General features: G+C 60.9%; 17 protein-coding genes. 6 read left to right on the top strand and 11 right to left on the bottom strand.

All coding sequences use genetic code 11. The features are described 5' to 3' along the window. Positions 1 to 97: 97 nt before the first annotated feature. From QMX86_RS14310 to QMX86_RS14295, 4 genes are all read right to left on the bottom strand, one after another. Positions 98 to 1,015, bottom strand: coding sequence for an SdiA-regulated domain-containing protein (locus tag QMX86_RS14310; RefSeq protein WP_282387029.1), 918 nt, complete (start codon positions 1,013 to 1,015; stop codon positions 98 to 100). Positions 1,016 to 1,132: 117 nt separating this feature from the next. Further along, positions 1,133 to 2,056 (bottom strand): SdiA-regulated domain-containing protein, encoded by a 924-nt coding sequence (locus QMX86_RS14305; protein ID WP_073471003.1) that lies wholly within the window; start codon positions 2,054 to 2,056, stop codon positions 1,133 to 1,135. 314 nt (positions 2,057 to 2,370) lie between these two features. Continuing rightward, entirely contained in the window at positions 2,371 to 3,036 is a 666-nt protein-coding gene (locus QMX86_RS14300) for a fumarylacetoacetate hydrolase family protein (protein WP_130928465.1), read from the bottom strand. A gap of 41 nt (positions 3,037 to 3,077) precedes the next feature. Next, on the bottom strand, positions 3,078 to 4,472 hold the full coding sequence (locus QMX86_RS14295; RefSeq protein WP_122705635.1) for an FAD-binding oxidoreductase: 1,395 nt from the start codon (positions 4,470 to 4,472) through the stop codon (positions 3,078 to 3,080). 205 nt (positions 4,473 to 4,677) lie between these two features. Between QMX86_RS14295 and serA the strand changes: the two genes are divergently transcribed. Then, positions 4,678 to 5,907, top strand: a complete 1,230-nt coding sequence (serA, locus tag QMX86_RS14290) for a phosphoglycerate dehydrogenase (protein ID WP_024014707.1) — start codon at positions 4,678 to 4,680, stop codon at positions 5,905 to 5,907. A 118-nt stretch (positions 5,908 to 6,025) separates the two neighbouring features. Here serA and QMX86_RS14285 read toward each other — a convergent pair whose 3' ends face one another. Next, a complete protein-coding gene (locus QMX86_RS14285) occupies positions 6,026 to 6,451 on the bottom strand; it encodes a DUF4399 domain-containing protein (RefSeq protein WP_039757489.1) in 426 nt (141 codons plus the stop codon). 135 nt (positions 6,452 to 6,586) lie between these two features. Between QMX86_RS14285 and QMX86_RS14280 the strand changes: the two genes are divergently transcribed. Further along, positions 6,587 to 7,150, top strand: a complete 564-nt coding sequence (locus QMX86_RS14280; RefSeq protein WP_282387028.1) for a transporter substrate-binding domain-containing protein — start codon at positions 6,587 to 6,589, stop codon at positions 7,148 to 7,150. Positions 7,151 to 7,373: 223 nt separating this feature from the next. Here QMX86_RS14280 and QMX86_RS14275 read toward each other — a convergent pair whose 3' ends face one another. Both QMX86_RS14275 and QMX86_RS14270 read right to left on the bottom strand, forming a co-directional pair. Further along, the gene (locus tag QMX86_RS14275; RefSeq protein ID WP_282387027.1) at positions 7,374 to 7,859 is read right to left on the bottom strand and encodes a DUF523 domain-containing protein; all 486 of its coding nucleotides are present in this window, start codon (positions 7,857 to 7,859) and stop codon (positions 7,374 to 7,376) included. Positions 7,860 to 7,861: 2 nt separating this feature from the next. Next, positions 7,862 to 8,494: a 2OG-Fe(II) oxygenase gene (locus QMX86_RS14270; protein ID WP_071172179.1), complete on the bottom strand. Its 633-nt coding sequence runs from the start codon at positions 8,492 to 8,494 to the stop codon at positions 7,862 to 7,864. Positions 8,495 to 8,602: 108 nt separating this feature from the next. Here QMX86_RS14270 and QMX86_RS14265 point away from each other — a divergent pair, with 108 nt between their 5' ends. After that, on the top strand, positions 8,603 to 9,334 hold the full coding sequence (locus tag QMX86_RS14265; RefSeq protein ID WP_024014712.1) for a DUF2059 domain-containing protein: 732 nt from the start codon (positions 8,603 to 8,605) through the stop codon (positions 9,332 to 9,334). A gap of 102 nt (positions 9,335 to 9,436) precedes the next feature. Here the strand turns inward: QMX86_RS14265 and QMX86_RS14260 are convergent, their stop codons facing one another. Further along, the gene (locus QMX86_RS14260; protein ID WP_282385693.1) at positions 9,437 to 10,384 is read right to left on the bottom strand and encodes an alpha/beta hydrolase; all 948 of its coding nucleotides are present in this window, start codon (positions 10,382 to 10,384) and stop codon (positions 9,437 to 9,439) included. Positions 10,385 to 10,483: 99 nt separating this feature from the next. On the opposite strand from QMX86_RS14260, the gene QMX86_RS14255 reads away from it, so the two are divergent. Next, positions 10,484 to 11,062 (top strand): DUF6436 domain-containing protein, encoded by a 579-nt coding sequence (locus QMX86_RS14255; RefSeq protein WP_024014714.1) that lies wholly within the window; start codon positions 10,484 to 10,486, stop codon positions 11,060 to 11,062. A 102-nt stretch (positions 11,063 to 11,164) separates the two neighbouring features. After that, entirely contained in the window at positions 11,165 to 13,573 is a 2,409-nt protein-coding gene (locus QMX86_RS14250) for a penicillin acylase family protein (RefSeq protein WP_282385695.1), read from the top strand. A gap of 201 nt (positions 13,574 to 13,774) precedes the next feature. Here QMX86_RS14250 and QMX86_RS14245 read toward each other — a convergent pair whose 3' ends face one another. After that, positions 13,775 to 14,740 (bottom strand): GlxA family transcriptional regulator, encoded by a 966-nt coding sequence (locus QMX86_RS14245; RefSeq protein ID WP_282385697.1) that lies wholly within the window; start codon positions 14,738 to 14,740, stop codon positions 13,775 to 13,777. Between the two features lie 311 nt (positions 14,741 to 15,051). Between QMX86_RS14245 and QMX86_RS14240 the strand changes: the two genes are divergently transcribed. After that, positions 15,052 to 15,693 (top strand): HD domain-containing protein, encoded by a 642-nt coding sequence (locus tag QMX86_RS14240; RefSeq protein WP_282385699.1) that lies wholly within the window; start codon positions 15,052 to 15,054, stop codon positions 15,691 to 15,693. A gap of 174 nt (positions 15,694 to 15,867) precedes the next feature. Here QMX86_RS14240 and QMX86_RS14235 read toward each other — a convergent pair whose 3' ends face one another. Both QMX86_RS14235 and QMX86_RS14230 read right to left on the bottom strand, forming a co-directional pair. Further along, a complete protein-coding gene (locus tag QMX86_RS14235; protein WP_122705623.1) occupies positions 15,868 to 16,758 on the bottom strand; it encodes an ABC transporter permease subunit in 891 nt (296 codons plus the stop codon). After that, on the bottom strand, positions 16,755 to 17,636 hold the full coding sequence (locus QMX86_RS14230; RefSeq protein ID WP_172834039.1) for an ABC transporter permease subunit: 882 nt from the start codon (positions 17,634 to 17,636) through the stop codon (positions 16,755 to 16,757). The genes QMX86_RS14235 and QMX86_RS14230 overlap by 4 nt, the downstream gene beginning before the upstream one ends. Positions 17,637 to 17,643: the final 7 nt, after the last annotated feature.

The following is a 17,643-nucleotide window of genomic DNA, read 5'->3' as shown; positions in this document are numbered from 1 at the left end:
AGCCTGCTCGCGAATGCGCCTGTTCAGCCAACATCTTCATTGACTGGCCAACCGCATTCGCGAGCAGGCTCGCTCCCAGAGTGTTTTGTGGTGTTGGTCAGTTTTGTGTGGGCTTCTTGAAGACGTAAAACAGATTCGGCTCGCTCACCAGGTACAACGTGCCGTCATCATCCATCGCAATTCCCTCCGCCTGCGGCACGGTTTTCTGCAAACCCTGACGCCCGCCGCTGATCGACATGGTGCTCAAGGGGCGCCCGTCGACATCCAGCTCGATAATCAACCGCGACTCGTCCGACAGTGCCAGCAAGTGCCCGCTGCGCTCGTCGTACTGCAGACTCGACAGATCACGCACGAACATCCCGGCATCGCGCTTGGGGTTGTTGATCACGTGCACCGCGTAGGTCTTGTCCGGCTTGAAGTGCGGAAAACCGTGGACCTCGTAGATCAGCATCGGGTCGCGTTCTTTGGCCACGAACAGCCGCTTGCCCACCGAATCGTAAGCCAGCCCTTCGAAACCCTTGTTGCCGGACATGTGCACGCCGAGAGTCATTTGCTCGGCATCTTCGGCATCGAGAAAAGTGGTGTCGGCCTCGAGGTGGATCTTGATCAGCCGTTGCTGACGCTCGTCGGTGATCACGTAGGTGTCGGCGCTGATGTATTCGACCGCTTCCGGATCGCCAAAACCCACCAGGGCGATGCGCCGCAGAATTTTGCCTTCGAGCGACAGTTCGATCAGTTCGGAATTCTTGTTGGTCACGGTGAACAGGCTTTTACGCACCGGATCGTAGGTCAGCGCCGAGACGTCATCGTCGAGCCCGTCGATCGGTCGCGCTTCGATGGTCACCCGATATTGATCCAGGCCGATCGCCTCGCTGCTCACCGGTTGCCACAGCGTGTGCAGGTTGAACCAGGCGCGCTCGAACAGGCGCAGGTATTGGCCGATCGCGATCATGGCGATCAGGACAATCATCAACAGGACGAGAATCAGTGGTTTGGGGCGGGCAAGTCGACGCATTCAGGCAGGCTCGGATTCATGACAGGCCGATGAAATATCACGCCCGTCTGAATTGAAGCTTAATGGCCACTTGCCTCGCACGACAACTGCGCAATTCCGCAATTGCTGTAGGGAAAGTTACCGATGTTTTTCGAATCGGTAGAACAGGTTCGGTTCGCTGACCATGTACAGCGTGCCGTCCTCATCCATGGTCATGCCTTCGGCGCGGGGAATGGTGTCTTTCAGACCGTTGAAATTGCCGAGCAATGTCATGAAGCTGACTTGCTTGCCGGCTTCGTCCAGTTCCAGCAACAGGTGCGAATCGGCGGACAACACCAGCAGATGGCCAGTGCGCGGATCGACAGCCAGCGCCGACAGGTTGCGCAGATCCAGCTGATCGCTGGCCAGTTTCTGCTTGTCGCCCTGCAGGGTCTGGCCGCCATCGCTTTTCCACGTGAACAGCGCCGGTGGGCGTTCCTCCCCCAGAATAAGTCGCTGATTGCGCGGATCCCACGTGATAGCCTCAAAAGCCTTGTTCTGATCTTTCGACGGCCCGAGGTCGTATTTGGGGAAATCGGCGATGTTCAGCTCACGGGTCGCGGCATCGACCTTAACGATCGACAAGGTATGCTCACGCTCATCGACAATGGCCAGCAAACCGTTTTCCATGACCGTCAAGCCTTCCGGATTGCTCCAGCCCACCAACGGCATCTTGCGCAAAACGTCGCCCTGAAGCGTCAGCTCGACCAGGAAGGCATTCTTGCCCATCACCGCAAACAGGGTCCTGGTCTGCGGGTTGTAGGCCAGATCCGAAGCTTCGTCCTTCTCCATGCCCGGCAGCGGCTTGGCATCGATCACCACCTGATAGTCCGGCAGCCACACGCTCTCCTTCTGCTCGGCCTTGCTCTCGAAGCGCTCCAGCACCCACAGCACGCCGCGATCATCCCAATGCATGGCGAACGCCAGCCCATAGGCTGCGGCGATGACCAGCAACAGCCAGACATACCAGCGCAGGACGAAGCGCGAACGGGAGGGGGATTTCTGCTGAGTTGGAGATGCCATCGAGGGATGCGTTCCGTTAATTCAGGCCGAGGGTAATAGCACAAAGAGGCTGGCTGAGACGCCAGAATCGCGGGAATTATCCAGAGAGGATGTGAAAAAAACGGGAAATGGCGGGATTGGCGTGTGCATTTTGCCAGCAGCAACACATTACAGATATGGAATGGCCCTTGTGGCGAGGGGATTCAGCGAAACGTCGCACCGCCCCGTTGGACTGCGCAGCAGGCCCCTCTTTAAGATCAAGAGGGACCCGCTTCGCGCGCCACCGGGGATAAATCCCCTCACCACAAAGCTCACCCCTGCAAGGGGTTCTGCGGTTAGCGCACGCTGCTGCTGAAGCGGCTCGCCCCCGGCAGTTCGAGGACGATTTCATCGCCGACGTTCAGCGGGCCGACGCCCACTGGCGTACCGGTGAGGATCACGTCGCCGGCCTGCAGCGAGAAGCAGCCGGCCATGTGCTGGATCATCGGCACGATCGGGTTGAGCATCGCGCTGCTGTTGCCGTCCTGGCGCACTTCGCCGTTGATGGTCAGGCGGATGCCAATGTCGGTCAGGTCAGCGAAGGTGCTGCCGACCACGAACGGCGCGATCACCGCCGCGCCGTCGAACGACTTGGCGATTTCCCACGGCAGGCCCTTGGCTTTCAGCTCGGCCTGCTTGTCGCGCAGGGTCAGGTCCAGCGCCGGGGCGAAGCCGGAGATCGCATCGAGGACTTCTTCACGGCTTGGTTTGGTCGACAGCGGCTTGCCGATCAACACGGCGATTTCCGCTTCGTAGTGCACTGAACCACGCTCGGCCGGAATGCTGAACCCGCCTTCCAGCGGCACCACGCAACTGCCCGGCTTGATGAACAGCAGCGGCTCGGTCGGCACCGGGTTGTCCAGTTCCTTGGCGTGCTCGGCGTAATTGCGGCCAATGCACACGACTTTCCCGATCGGGAAGTGAATGCGCGTGCCGTCGACGTACTGGTGCTGATAGCTCATTTACCGACTCCTGCCTTTATTGATTCAACAGAGATTACCGATCAAACCGGGAAAATCTTGCCCGGGTTCATGATGCCGTTCGGGTCGAACACTGCCTTGACCGCTTTCATGTACTCGATCTCGGCCGGCGAGCGGCTGTAGGTCAGGTAATCACGCTTGGTCATACCGACGCCGTGCTCGGCCGAGATCGAGCCGTTGTACTTCTCGACGGTTTCGAACACCCACTTGTTGACGGTGGCGCACTTGGCGAAGAACTCGTCCTTGCTCAGGTTTTCCGGCTTGAGGATGTTCAGGTGCAGATTGCCGTCGCCGATGTGGCCGAACCAGACGATTTCGAAATCCGGGTAGTGCTCGCCAACGATCGCGTCGATTTCGCGCAGGAACGCCGGCACTTTCGAGACGGTAACCGAGATATCGTTCTTGTACGGCGTCCAGTGGGAGATGGTTTCGGAGATGTACTCGCGCAGCTTCCACAGATTGTGCAACTGGGTTTCGCTCTGGCTCATCACGCCGTCGAGCACCCAGCCCTGTTCTACGCAGTGTTCGAAGGTCTCCAGCGCGCTGTTGGCCACTTCTTCGGTGGTCGCTTCGAATTCCAGCAGGGCGTAGAACGGGCACTCGGTCTCGAACGGCGCCGGCACGTCACCACGGCCCATGACCTTGGCCAGGGCCTTGTCGGAGAAGAATTCGAACGCGGTCAGGTCGAGTTTGCCCTGGAAGGCATGCAGCACCGGCATGATCGAATCGAAATCGGCGGTGCCGAGGACCATCGCCGTGAGGTTTTTCGGCGCGCGATCGAGGCGCATGGTCGCTTCGACAACGAAACCGAGGGTGCCTTCGGCGCCGATGAACAGCTGACGCAGGTCGTAACCGGTAGCGTTCTTGATCAGGTCCTTGTTCAGCTCGAGGACGTCGCCCTTGCCGGTGACGACTTTCATGCCGGCCACCCAGTTGCGGGTCATGCCGTAGCGAATCACTTTGATCCCGCCGGCATTGGTGCCGATATTGCCGCCAATCTGGCTGGAACCCGCCGAGGCGAAGTCGACCGGATAGTACAGGCCGTTTTCTTCGGCGACGTTCTGCAGATGCTCAGTGACCACGCCCGGCTGGCACACGGCGGTGCGGTCGGTGAGGTTGACGTCGAGAATCTGGTTCATGTAATCGAACGAAACCACCACTTCGCCATTGGCCGCCACTGCTGCGGCGGACAGCCCGGTGCGCCCGCCGGATGGCACCAGCGAAATTTTGTGGGTGTTGGCCCAACGCACCACGGCCTGCACTTGCTCGATGGTCTTGGGAAACACGATGGCGCTCGGCGCCGGCGCGAAATGCTTGGTCCAATCCTTGCCGTAAGTGTTCAGGGAGTCGGCGTCGGTGAGGACTTTGCCAGGCTCAACCAGGGTCTTCAGTTCATCAATCAGCGCAGGATTGGTCATCGACAGAACTCTCGAACAATTCATGGTCATCCTGAGAACGCTTCACGTCGCAGGAATGAGTGTTTAGCGGGGTGGCTATGCTAGCATACCGACCCCGCAGGACAGTGCCCAAGGCCAGATCCGCGGTGACGGCTTTGTTGCCGTGCGGGTCAGCTCCAGGCTGCTCCCTCCCTGCCATTTTTCTCCGGGATACAGGTTTACGCAGATGAGCAAGACTTCTCTCGATAAGAGCAAGATCAAGTTCCTTCTTCTCGAAGGCGTCCACCAATCGGCTGTCGACGTCCTCAAGGCGGCGGGCTACACCAGCATCGAATACCTGACTGGTTCCTTGCCGGAAGCCCAGCTCAAGGAAAAGATCGCTGACGCTCACTTCATCGGCATTCGCTCGCGCACGCAACTGACCGAAGAGATCTTCGATCACGCGAAGAAACTGGTCGCGGTCGGCTGTTTCTGCATCGGTACCAACCAGGTTGACCTCAGCGCGGCCCGCGAGCGCGGTATCGCCGTGTTCAACGCGCCGTACTCCAACACCCGTTCCGTAGCCGAGCTGGTACTGGCCGAAGCGATCCTGCTGCTGCGCGGCATCCCTGAGAAGAATGCATCCTGCCACCGTGGCGGCTGGATCAAGTCCGCCGCCAACTCGTTCGAGATCCGTGGCAAGAAGCTGGGCATCGTCGGCTACGGCTCGATCGGCACGCAGCTGTCGGTGCTGGCTGAAGGCCTGGGCATGCAAGTGTTCTTCTATGACACCGTGACCAAGCTGCCACTGGGCAACGCTACGCAGGTCAACAACCTGCACGAGCTGCTGGGCATGTCCGACATCGTCACCCTGCACGTCCCGGAAACTGCGGCGACCCAGTGGATGATCGGCGAGAAGGAAATCCGCGCCATCAAGAAGGGCGGCATTCTGATCAACGCTGCACGCGGCACCGTGGTCGAGCTCGACGCCCTGGCGGACGCGATCAAAGACAAGCACCTGATCGGCGCGGCCATCGACGTATTCCCGGTGGAACCACGCTCCAACGACGAAGAGTTCGAAAGCCCGCTGCGTGGCCTCGACAACGTGATCCTGACCCCGCACATCGGTGGCTCGACCGCCGAAGCGCAAGCCAACATCGGTCTGGAAGTAGCAGAGAAACTGGTCAAGTACAGCGACAACGGTACTTCGGTGTCGTCGGTCAACTTCCCGGAAGTGGCCCTGCCGGCTCACCCTGGCAAGCACCGCCTGCTGCACATCCACGAGAACATCCCGGGTGTGATGAGCGAGATCAACAAGGTTTTCGCCGAAAACGGCATCAACATCTCCGGTCAGTTCCTGCAGACCAACGAGAAAGTCGGTTACGTGGTGATCGACGTCGACGCCGAATACTCGGAGCTGGCGCAAGAGAAGCTGCAACACGTCAACGGTACTATCCGTAGTCGGGTGCTTTTCTAAAAGCAGCTACAAGCCGCAAGTTACAAGCGGCAAGTGAAAGCGCTTTGCCTTACTTGCCGCTTGCAGCCAGCCACTTGAAGCTGAATAAAAAAAGGGAGCCCCGAAAGGCTCCCTTTTTTTATTTCACGTTGACCGTGATTTTTTCCGAAACGATCGATGGGTCGAACGGCATGTGGCCGCTGTCGCCGAGGATCAGTTGCAAGGTGTGTTTGCCCGGGGCCAGTTTGATCGTGGCTTCGGTCTGCGCCTTGCCGAAATGCATGTGATGGGCGTCAGTCGGGATCGGCGCACCTTCGGCCGGCAGGTCGTCGACGTCGATCAGCAGGTGATGGTGGCCGGTGTTCTTGGTGGTGTCACCCGCCGGGGCCAGCGCGATGTTCTTGACGCCGAACTTGACCTTGAATTCCTGCGAGACGGTGGCGCCGTCCTCGGGAGAAACGATGAACACTTCAGCATCCTTCGGCGCCGGTGTCGCCGCACTGGCCAGCACCGAAACACCCATCAGCACACCGGCCAACGCTGCACGAGACATAAAGCTTTTCATTTTCTTCTCCAGTTTTTCCGTAAAATCCGCACGGTCATGACAACTTCATGACCATTCGTTGTCGAAGGCACTCGACAACCATAGCAAAGCGAGCCTGAATCAGAGCGTCGCGATAATGATTTCAAAGGAGTGACCATGCGCCTGCTGCCTGGCCTGATCTGCCTGCTACCCCTTCTGAGCCCGCTGGCTCACGCCGAACTGATTGATGACGTCAACGACCGTGGCGAGCTGCGCATAGCCCTTGAGGCTAATACACCGCCCTTCAATTACAAGGAGGGCGACACCCTCACGGGGTTCGAGGTCGAGCTTGGGCAACTTCTGGCCCAAGAGCTGGATGTACGCGCCGACTTCATCGTCACCGACGAGGGCGACCTGCTCCAGGGCGTTGAAAGCGGCAAGTACGACGTCGCGCTCAACCACATAGCACTGACACCCGAACTCAAGGATCGTTTCGACTTCAGCGAGCCGTACGGCCAGGTCGACGGGCAGTTGTTGGCGAAGAAGGACGAGACGCCGCGGCCGATGGTGCTGGTGCAGGCGTTGACGGAAGAGAAACCGAAAGCGGCGACGCCGGTGGAATTGGCGATACCGTTTCAGAAGGGTAATCCGGCGTTTCAGGCCAGCCTCAAGAGCGCGCTGGAGCGGATCAAGGCGGATGGGCGGTTGGCGGCGTTGTCCGAGAAGTGGTTGAAACCGTAAGAGCCCCTCACCCTAACCCTCTCCCGGAGGAGAGGGAACTGATCCGGGGATGCTTTAGAGGTACGCCGACTTGGGATTGCTATACCGAATCCGAAATCGACTGATCATGGCTTTGTCGAATCCCTGGTAGCCAAGGTCTTTCAGGTCGATGGACAGCGCCAGACACCTCGGTTGGCCCCCTCTCCCCCCGGGAGAGGGCTGGGGTGAGGGCAACGATGGCGGATCAGTCCAAAGCCGCCAGAGTCACCGCCGCCTCAGCCAGTTCAAGCTCACTGAAAACCCGAACCCCATGACGCTTGAGCAACGCCGCCGTCACCCCTTCGCCACTGACTCTGACCCCACTGAAGGTGCCGTCATACGTCAACAGATTCCCGCAAGACGGACTGTTGGCCTTGAGCACCGCCACCCGAATGCCGTGCTTTTGCACCAGTTCCAGCGCTTGCCGCGCCCCCTCGAGAAACTGCGCGCTGACATCCTCGCCATCAGTAGTGATGACTGCGGCAATGCCATCCAGCACCTGACCGCCCTGCCCGCCAGGAATCTCCGCCGCCGCCCGCGGCGTCGGCAATCCACCCGCCACCTCAGGACACAACGGCACCACGCGCCCTTCTTCGATCCACTGCTCAAGCAGATCAAACGGCCCGCTCGCACCACCGTCATAACGCACGCGATGGCCCAACAGGCAGCGACTGACCAGGATCTTTTCCATGTTCAGAACGGCTCGTTGCCACGGCGACGGAACCAGCCAGTCAGCGACAGGCGCTCGCGATGGGCCGGCATCACTTCGTGGGGCACTTCGCCGGAGAGAAACACCACCAGACAGCCGCCGGTCGGCTGTACGTCATGCACACGTTCTTCGCCCAGGTACATGCGCAATTGGCCACCGTCCTCCGGCAGCCAGGCCTCGTTGAGGTAAATGACGGCCGAGACCATGCGCCGGTCATCATCGCGAAAGCGGTCAACGTGCTTGAGGTAAAACGCGCCGGGCGGGTACAGGGCGAAATGGCATTCGAAATCCTCAAGCCCCAGAAACAGACCGCGATTGAGTGCCTCGCGCAGACTGTCCATCAGGCTCAGGTAACGGTCGGTGGCCTCGGCCTGACCCGGGTCGATCCACTGGATGTGATCGCCGCGAATACCCTCGCGAATCTCCGAAAACGGCCCGCGACCGACCGCAGCCGGCGCAAGCTCACCTTCGGCTTCACGTTTACGGCACTCGGCCGCCAGCGCCCGGGTCAGATCGGCGGGCAGGAAGATGTTCTGCTGCGACCAGCCGTGTTCGGCCAGGTCGTCGACAATGCGTAACAGCAGCGGGTGTTCAGAGGATATCGGCATGGCGCGCATAGTATGCCGACGGCGATAAATCCGACAGAGCCACGCAGCGGCTTGCTACGAATTCTCGACAAGTACCGGCACCGCACGGACAATAGTCCGCTGCTGACAGGAGTCCCTATGCGCCGTTTGCTTTTTTCACTGTTGATGTTCTGCGTATTGCCCGCCTGGGCGGACGGCCACGATCAGTTGTACAAGGTCGCCGGCTGGCCAGAACAACGCGCGCATTTCAACGATGCCCTGAGCGCCGCCCAGCAGCGCTATCAGAACAGCCTGCCGCCTGCGGTATTTCAGGCGCTGGTCAACAACAGCAATCAACGCTTTGCCGCGCAGGCCATGGATCAGCGTGCCGAAGCGCAACTGCGGCAGAAACTCGCCGACCCTAAACCGGCGCTGACCTTCTTCCAGTCACCACTGGGCAAGAAAATCGTCGCCGCCGAATTGCTCGCAACCCGTCGCGATCAACTGGCAAAAAATGCCCAGGGCCTGCCGAAGATGCAGGCCAGCGACAGTCGCTTGCTGATCATCGGCCATCTCGCCCAGGCCCTGCCAGCCCGAGAGGCGGGCGCCGAGGTCAGTCTGGCGATTGCCGGCGTGGCAGCGGACAGCTTGAGTTCGATGATTCCGGGATTGCTTGGCGGTGGACAGGCACAGGGCATGCTGAATGGTCAGCGCCAGCGGCTGATGGATCAGATTGGCGCCGATCTGAACAACACGTTGCTCTACGTCTATCGCGATTTGTCGGATGAAGAGCTGGAAGAGTTCGCGACATTTGCCGAGTCGACCGAGGGCAAGGCTTACTACCAGGCGGCACTGGCGGCGATTCGGGCGGGGTTGGCGGTCGGCCAATAATCTTCGTCGCCAGATAAGCCGCCTTCGCGAGCAAGCTCGCTCCCACAGGGTTTGCATTCCAATGTGGGAGCGAGCTTGCTCGCGAAGAGGCCCTCCCAGGCACTAGAGATTCCGCCCCCTGATCCGCTTGCTCAAGAATTCGAAATACTCCTCACGCATCTCCGCCGTTTCATTGGCCAGGTGATGCCGTGCCTCGGCCAGCAGCAGTATCTGCGGCCGGTCGAACTTCCATTTCAACACCTGCAGATTGTGCTGCCAGTCGACAGTCATGTCCGCCTGCCCCTGAATGATCAGCGGCCGTCGCGGACTTTTTTTCGCGTGCTCGACACGGATGATCCAGCGCGACAGCGCGCCCACCCATTTCGTCGGCAGACGTCTTGGCTGCAACGGATCGGCCTGCAGAAACGGCAGAAATTCCGGATCGTTGGAATTCTCGCTAAAGCGTCGCACGACCCCGCGTACAAACGGCCGCAGCAGGTAATAACTCAGCTGCGACCAGCCCCACGCCCTTGGTCGCACCAGCGGCGCCAGCAGAATCACCTGCCCTTGCGCCGGGCTGTTCTCGCCATGGTTGAGCAGGTGATCGACGACAATCGCGCCACCGGTGCTTTGCCCGCACAAATGCCAAGGCTGCGGCAGCGCGATCGAGTTCGCTTCAGCGAACAGCGCCTGCAACACGTCCTGGTATTCAGCGAAATCACGAATGCTCGCTCGTGGCCCGCTCGACAATCCGTGTCCCGGCAAGTCGCAGGCGATCACGGCGAAATCCTGATCCAGCGCCCACTCGATCACATGCCGGTACAGGCCGATGTGATCGTAGTAACCGTGGAGCAGAAACAACGTCGCCTTGACCTTCTCCGGCCACCAGCAATGGCTGACCAGCTCGTAGCCATCGACTTCGAAACGGCCCATGCCGCGCCAGACATCGCGCTCGGCGAAGTCGGTCTTGTAGAAGCGCTGATAGGCCTTCGCCTCATCCGATAACGGCTGCCACTCGGCCAATGGCTTGAGGCTCGCGCGTAAATGATCGGGGTCGAAAGTATCAGGCATGCGCACATTCCAAAGCGGTAAACGGACTTTATCGGCCTGCGATATTCATCTGTAGAGGCAGACATGGCAAGCTAGCCGGCCTTTCGAGGATCGAAAACCATGCGTTCGCCCTACCGCACCGCACTGTTCGCCAGCCTGCTCGCGCTGATCTGCGCCGGGGTGCTGTGGGCGGCGTATGACTGGTTTCAGGGCCGCTATCTGCGCGCGTTCAGCGAACATACGGCAGTATTTTCCGGCGACCCGCTGCGCCTGCCGGACAACCTCGCCGGGCCGGGCAATATCCGCCTGGTGCACTTCTGGGACCCGGCCTGCCCGTGCAACGTCGGTAATCAACAGCACCTGAGCGAGATGGTCGAACAGTTCGGCCCTCGCGGCGTGGAGTTCTTCGCCGTGCAAAAGCCCGGCAGCCACGGCCAGTTGCCCGCCACCCTCGCCAGCCTGAAAACCATCATCGTCCTGCCCGGCGCCGAACAGATCCCCGCCAGCCCCGCCGTAGCGATCTGGGATCGTAGCGGCAAACTCGCCTATTTCGGCCCGTACAGCGAAGGCTTGACCTGCAACTCCAGCAACAGCTTTATCGAACCGATCCTGCATGCCCTGACGGAAGATCGCCCGGTCAATGCCACGCACACGCTGGCGGTGGGTTGTTATTGCCCGTGGCCGGCGGACGCGAAGTAAGGCATTCCGGACTTTTCAAGGACAGCGCTGCAGCGCACAGATGCTCTGTGCTAAATGTTTGCAGCCCGACGGGCGGCCTTTTCGCCTGCACAAGGAGTCACCATGAAGCGTGCGTTGATCGTCGTTGCCTTGCTCATCGTTGTCCTGCTCGGCGCCGCCGGCGGGTATATCTACAGCAAGCAGCCGACGCGCCAGGGCCAGGTCGAGTTGCGCAACCTGCAAGGCTCGGTGACCGTGCGCTACGACGAGCGCGGTGTGCCGCATATCCGCGCCGAGAACGAAACCGACCTCTATCGCGCCCTCGGTTATGTGCACGCGCAGGACCGCCTGTTCCAGATGGAAGCCATGCGCCGCCTCGCCCGTGGTGAGCTGGCCGAAGTGCTCGGGCCGAAACTGCTCGACACCGACAAACTGTTTCGCAGCCTGCGCATTCGCGAGCGCGCGGCCAGTTACGTCGCCAGCCTCGACAGGCAGTCGCCGGCGTGGAAGGGCCTGCAAGCCTATCTGGATGGCATCAACCAATATCAGGACACCCACGCCGCGCCGATCGAGTTCGACGTGCTGGGCATCCCCAAGCGGCCGTTCACTGCCGAAGACAGCATCAGCGTCGCCGGCTACATGGCCTACAGCTTTGCCGCCGCGTTTCGCACCGAGCCGCTGCTGACCTACGTGCGCGATCAGCTCGGCGCCGATTACCTCGATGTGTTCGATCTCGACTGGCAGGCCAAAGGCGTTCTGGCCACCGATCACACCCGGCACGCACCGGCCCTCGCCGCCGGCGACTGGCAGGACCTCACCGCCCTCGCCCGCCTCAGCGAACAGGCGCTGCTCGACAACGGCCTGCCGCAGTTCGAGGGCAGCAACGCCTGGGTGATTGCCGGCAGCCGCAGCCAGAGTGGCAAGCCCTTGCTGGCCGGCGATCCGCATATCCGCTTCTCGGTGCCGTCGGTGTGGTACGAGGCACAGTTGTCGGCGCCGGGTTTCGAGTTGTACGGCCATCATCAGGCACTGGTGCCGTTCGCGTTTCTGGGACACAACCTCGATTTCGGCTGGAGTCTGACCATGTTCCAGAACGACGATCTCGATCTGATCGCCGAGAAGGTCAACCCGGACAACCCCAATCAGGTCTGGTATCGCGGCCAGTGGACCGAGATGCTCGTCAGCGAACAACAGATCAATGTAAAGGGTCAGGCGCCGGTGACTCTCACCTTGCGCCAGTCCCCGCACGGCCCCATCGTCAACGATGCCCTCGGCAGCGCTGCCGGCAAGACCCCGATCGCGATGTGGTGGGCCTTCCTCGAAACACCCAACCCGATCCTCGACGGTTTCTACCAGCTCAACCGCGCCGACACGTTGGCCAAGGCCCGCGCGGCAGCGGCCAAGGTGCAGGCGCCGGGTCTGAATCTGGTGTACGCCAATGCCAAGGGCGATATCGCCTGGTGGGCCTCGGCATTGCTGCCCAAACGTCCGGCCGGGGTGAAACCGGGCTTCATCCTCGACGGCAGCACGGCTGAAGCGGACAAGGAAGGTTACTTCCCGTTCAGCGCCAACCCGCAGGAAGAGAACCCGGCGCGCGGCTATATCGTCTCGGCCAACTTCCAGCCCGTGTCGCCGACCGGCATGGAGATCCCCGGTTACTACAACCTTGCCGATCGCGGTCAGCAGCTTGACCGTCAGCTCAGCGACAACCGGGTGAAGTGGAGCAACGAGGCCAACCAGCAACTGCAACTGGGCACGGCGACCGGTTACGGCCCGCGCCTGTTGGCGCCGCTGCTGCCGGTGTTGCGTGAGGTGGTCAGTGATCCGGCGCAGCTGAAACTGGTCGAGCAACTGGCGCAGTGGCCTGGCGACTATCCGCTCAATTCGATCAGCGCGACGGTGTTCAACCAGTTCCTCTATGACCTTGCCGATGCGGCGATGCGCGATGAGTTGGGCAATGACTTCTTCGAAACACTGCTGTCGACGAGGGTGATCGACTCCGCGCTGCCACGCCTGGCGGCCAAGGCGGATTCACCGTGGTGGGACAATCGCAGCACGCCAGCCAAAGAAACCCGCGCCGATGTCGTGCGCACGGCGTGGGCGGCAAGCATGGCGCATCTGAAACTGACCCTCGGCGATAACGTGGCCGGTTGGCAGTGGGGCGCGGCGCACACCCTCACTCACGGCCATCCGCTGGGGCAGCAGAAGCCGCTGGATCGCCTGTTCAACGTCGGCCCGTTCGCAGCGCCGGGCAGCCACGAAGTGCCGAACAACCTCTCGGCGAAGATCGGCCCGGCGCCATGGCCGGTGACCTATGGACCGTCGACGCGACGTCTGGTGGATTTTGCCGATCCGGTGCATGGCCTGACGATCAACCCGGTCGGCCAAAGTGGCGTGCCACTGGACAGTCACTATGACGACCAGGCCGAGGCGTATGTGGAGGGGATATATGTGCAGGCGCATTTCAGCGAGGAAGAGGTGCTGGCGAATACGCGGAGTACGTTGAAGCTGTTGCCTGCGCGCAAGCCCTGAAGAGCCCCTCACCCTAGCCCTCTCCCAGAGGGAGAGGGGACCGATTGGGGGATATTGGGGAGAAACGCCGACGTGCAAGATTGGCACCGAATCCATAATCGATAAGGTCTTTCAGGTCGATGTAACACGCCAGACAACGCGGTCGGCCCCCTCTCCCTCTGGGAGAGGGCTGGGGTGAGGGCTTTCGAGCTCAAGCCCGGATCAAACATCCAGCGCAAAATTCAGCCGAAACTGCTGGGGCGTCACGCCCAAGCGCCGGTTGAACACACTGCGCATATGCTGCGCATCACGAAACCCGCACTGATAGGCCACGGTCTTCAGCGGCGCCGTGGTGCTTTCCAGCATGACCCGCGCCGCATCCACCCGCGCCCGTTCGACAAACTCCGCCGGTGTCACTTTCGCTTCTCGCGCAAACACCCGGGAGAAATTGCGCGCACTCATGTTCGCGGCATTGGCCAGATCGGCGATCGTCAGATCGCCAGTGAGGTTGGCCAGCACATACAACTGCACCAGCGCCACCGCTGACGTCGGCTCGGCATGCGGCGTGAGGAACGGGCTGAACTGCGATTGCCCGCCCGAGCGCTGGGTGAACACCACCAGCCGTTTCGCCACACTCAGCGCGACCTCGGCACCGTGGTCGCGCGCCAGCAAGTACAACGACAGATCGATGCCTGCCGTGACCCCGGCCGAGGTATAGAGCGCGCCGTCCTCGACATACAGGCGATCTGCCTCGACCCGCGTGGTCGGGCACAACTGCGCCAACGCCTCGGCATCGTTCCAGTGCGTGGTGACGGTGCGCCCCTCGAGCAAACCGGCGCGGGCGAGCATGAACGCGCCATTGCAGATCGAGCCGAAACGCCGGGCGCGGCCACAGGCTTCACGCAGCCAGGCATCGAACGTGGGGCCAAAATCCATGAACGGCAATTGCGGGCCACCGGCGACCAGCAACAGGTCAGGGCTATCCTTTGCTTCGCTGAAGTGGCGATGGGCATTCAGGCTCATGCCGTTGGAACAGGCCATCGGTCCATGCTCGACGCCGATCACTTGCAAGCGATAGTGATCCTGCAGCGCAAGAAAGCGGTTGGCTTCGGCGAACACGTCCATCGGGCCGCTGACGTCCAGTGACTGCACGCCGGGGAACACCACAATGGCGACGGATTTGTTCATGACTCAAACGTCCTCGATCCTTTGGCAAACACACAAACCCGTGGGAGCGAGCTTGCTCGCGAAGAGGCCAACACACGCAACATAGCTGTCGAATGAGAAACCGCTTTCGCGAGCAAGCTCGCTCCCACATGGGCCATGTCCAACTGGTTGATCGAGCTAACCCTGGCCAGCCCACACCCGACAAGTGAGCTTGGCACGATTTGCAGGTGCAATGGCAAGGATCGCAGCCATGACTCGATTGTTCGCTTGGCGCGCGGGGAACAGACTTTCTCCAGCAGCGCCACGACGGCGTTTTCGACGAGGAAACCGTTATGACCAGCACCATCGCCGGCATCAAGATCCCTGACAGCGCCCTCGCCCGGGCCACCACTGAATACATCCGCGACATCGAATCCGACCTGCTTTATCACCACTCGCGCCGGGTGTTTCTGTTCGGTGCCCTGAGCGGCGAGCGCCAGCAATTGGCCTATAACCCGGAGCTGCTGTATGTCGGGGCGATGTTCCACGACCTTGGTCTCGTCGCAGGTCATCGCAGCGATGACGAGCGCTTCGAAGTGGACGGCGCAAATGCCGCCGCAGCCTTTCTCAAACCGTACGGGCTGAGCGACGACGACATCGAGCAGGTGTGGCTGTCGATCGCATTGCACACCACGCCGGGCGTACCCAGGCATCTGCGCCCGACCGTCGCGCTGGTGACCGCCGGGGTGGAGATGGACGTGCTGGGCATGGACTACGCGGCGTTCAGCAGCATGCAGCGCGAAGCCGTGGTGCATGCGCATCCACGTGGGGAGGGTTTCAAGGAGTGCATCATCTGCGCGTTCGCCGACGGCTTGCGTCATCGCCCGCAGACCACGTTTGGCAATGTGAAGACTGATGTGCTGGTGGATCAGGAGCCGGGGTTCAAACCGATGAATTTCGTCGAGGTCATCCGCCAGTCTCCCTGGACTGCTTAAAACCAGATTTGGAGCTGGGCCCTGTGGCGAGGGGATTTATCCCCGTTGGGTTGCGAAGCGACCCCAAAAAAAAGGCCTGCTGCGCAGTCCATCGGGGATAAATCCCCTCACCACAAAAGCCCGCTCCCACATTTTGATTTGGGTTGGCCTCAGGAATGAAACCAACCCGCCGGCTCACACAGTCTGTGGCGCAGGCGCGCGTCGCGCGTCCGGTTGCTTCCACGAATCAGCCGCGCTTTCTTCGATGGCTTGCTGGATGGCTTTCTTGCGTGCTTCTTCGGCGCGGCGGCTGAAGAACCAGACGAGGAAGGTCACCAGCGACACCGCCAGCAGAATCAGACTGGCCACGGCGTTGATTTCCGGTTTCACACCCAGGCGCACGGCCGAGAACACTTCCATCGGCAGGGTCGTCGAACCCGGGCCGGACACGAAGCTTGCCAGCACCAGGTCATCCAGCGACAGCGCGAACGACATCATCCCGCCCGCCGCCAGCGATGGCGCGATCATCGGGATGGTGATCAGGAAGAACACCTTCCACGGCCGCGCACCCAGGTCCATCGCCGCCTCTTCGATCGACAGGTCCAGCTCACGCAAGCGCGCTGACACCACCACCGCCACATACGCCGCGCAGAACGTGGTGTGGGCGATCCAGATGGTGACGATACCGCGCTCCTGCGGCCAGCCGATCATCTGCGCCATGGCCACGAACAGCAGCAACAGCGACAGACCGGTGATCACTTCCGGCATCACCAGTGGTGCAGTCACCAGGCCACCGAACAGCGTACGGCCCTTGAAGCGGGTGATACGGGTCAGCACGAACGCTGCCAGGGTACCCAGTGCCACCGCCGCCACGGCGGTGTAGCAGGCGATTTCCAGCGAGCGCAACACCGAGCCCATCAATTGCGAGTTGTCGAGCAGGCCGACGTACCACTTCACCGACCAGCCGCCCCACACCGTCACCAGTTTCGAGGCGTTGAACGAGTAGATCACCAGGATCAGCATCGGCAGATAGATGAACAGCAGACCCAATACCAGCATCAGGCTGGAGAAACGGAAGCGTTTCATTCTTTACCCTCCATTTCCTTGGCCTGACTGCGGTTGAACAGAATGATCGGCACAATCAGGATCGCCAGCATCACCACCGCCAGCGCGGACGCCACCGGCCAGTCGCGGTTGTTGAAGAACTCTTGCCACAACACCTTACCGATCATCAGGGTTTCCGGGCCGCCGAGCAGTTCCGGGATCACGAACTCGCCGACCACAGGAATGAATACCAGCATGCAGCCGGCGATGATGCCGTTCTTGGACAATGGAATGGTGATTTTCCAGAAGCTGTTGAAGGTGCTCGAACCCAGATCCGAGGCGGCTTCCAGCAGACTCTGATCGTGTTTGACCAGGTTGGCGTACAGCGGCAGGATCATGAACGGCAGGTACGAATAGACAATCCCGATGTACACCGCCAGGTTGGTATTGAGAATCTGCAGCGGCTCGTCGATCAGGCCCATGCTCATCAGGAAGCCGTTGAGCAGGCCGTTGTTGCTGAGGATGCCCATCCACGCGTAGACGCGGATCAGGATCGCCGTCCAGGTCGGCATCATGATTAGCAGCACCAGCACCGTTTGCAGCTCTTTCCGGGCAGTGGCGATGGCATAGGCCATCGGGTAACCGATCAGCAGGCAGAGCACGGTGCTGATAAAGGCCATTTTCAGCGAACCGAGGTACGCCGCGATGTACAACTCGTCGCCGGCCAGCAACGCGTAGTTGCCCAGGTTCAACAGCAGCTGCAGCTTCTGCTCGGCGTAGGTGTAGATCTCGGTGTACGGCGGGATCGCCACATCGGCTTCGGCGAAGCTGATCTTCAGGACGATGAAGAACGGCAGCATGAAGAACAGGAACAGCCAGATGAACGGCACCCCGATGACCAGCTGCCGGCCATTGGGGATGATTCGG

This window comes from Pseudomonas sp. PS01270, from assembly GCF_029959775.1.
Classification (GTDB): Bacteria; Pseudomonadota; Gammaproteobacteria; order Pseudomonadales; family Pseudomonadaceae; genus Aquipseudomonas; species Aquipseudomonas atacamensis.
This window is presented reverse-complemented; position numbering and strand designations above follow the sequence as displayed.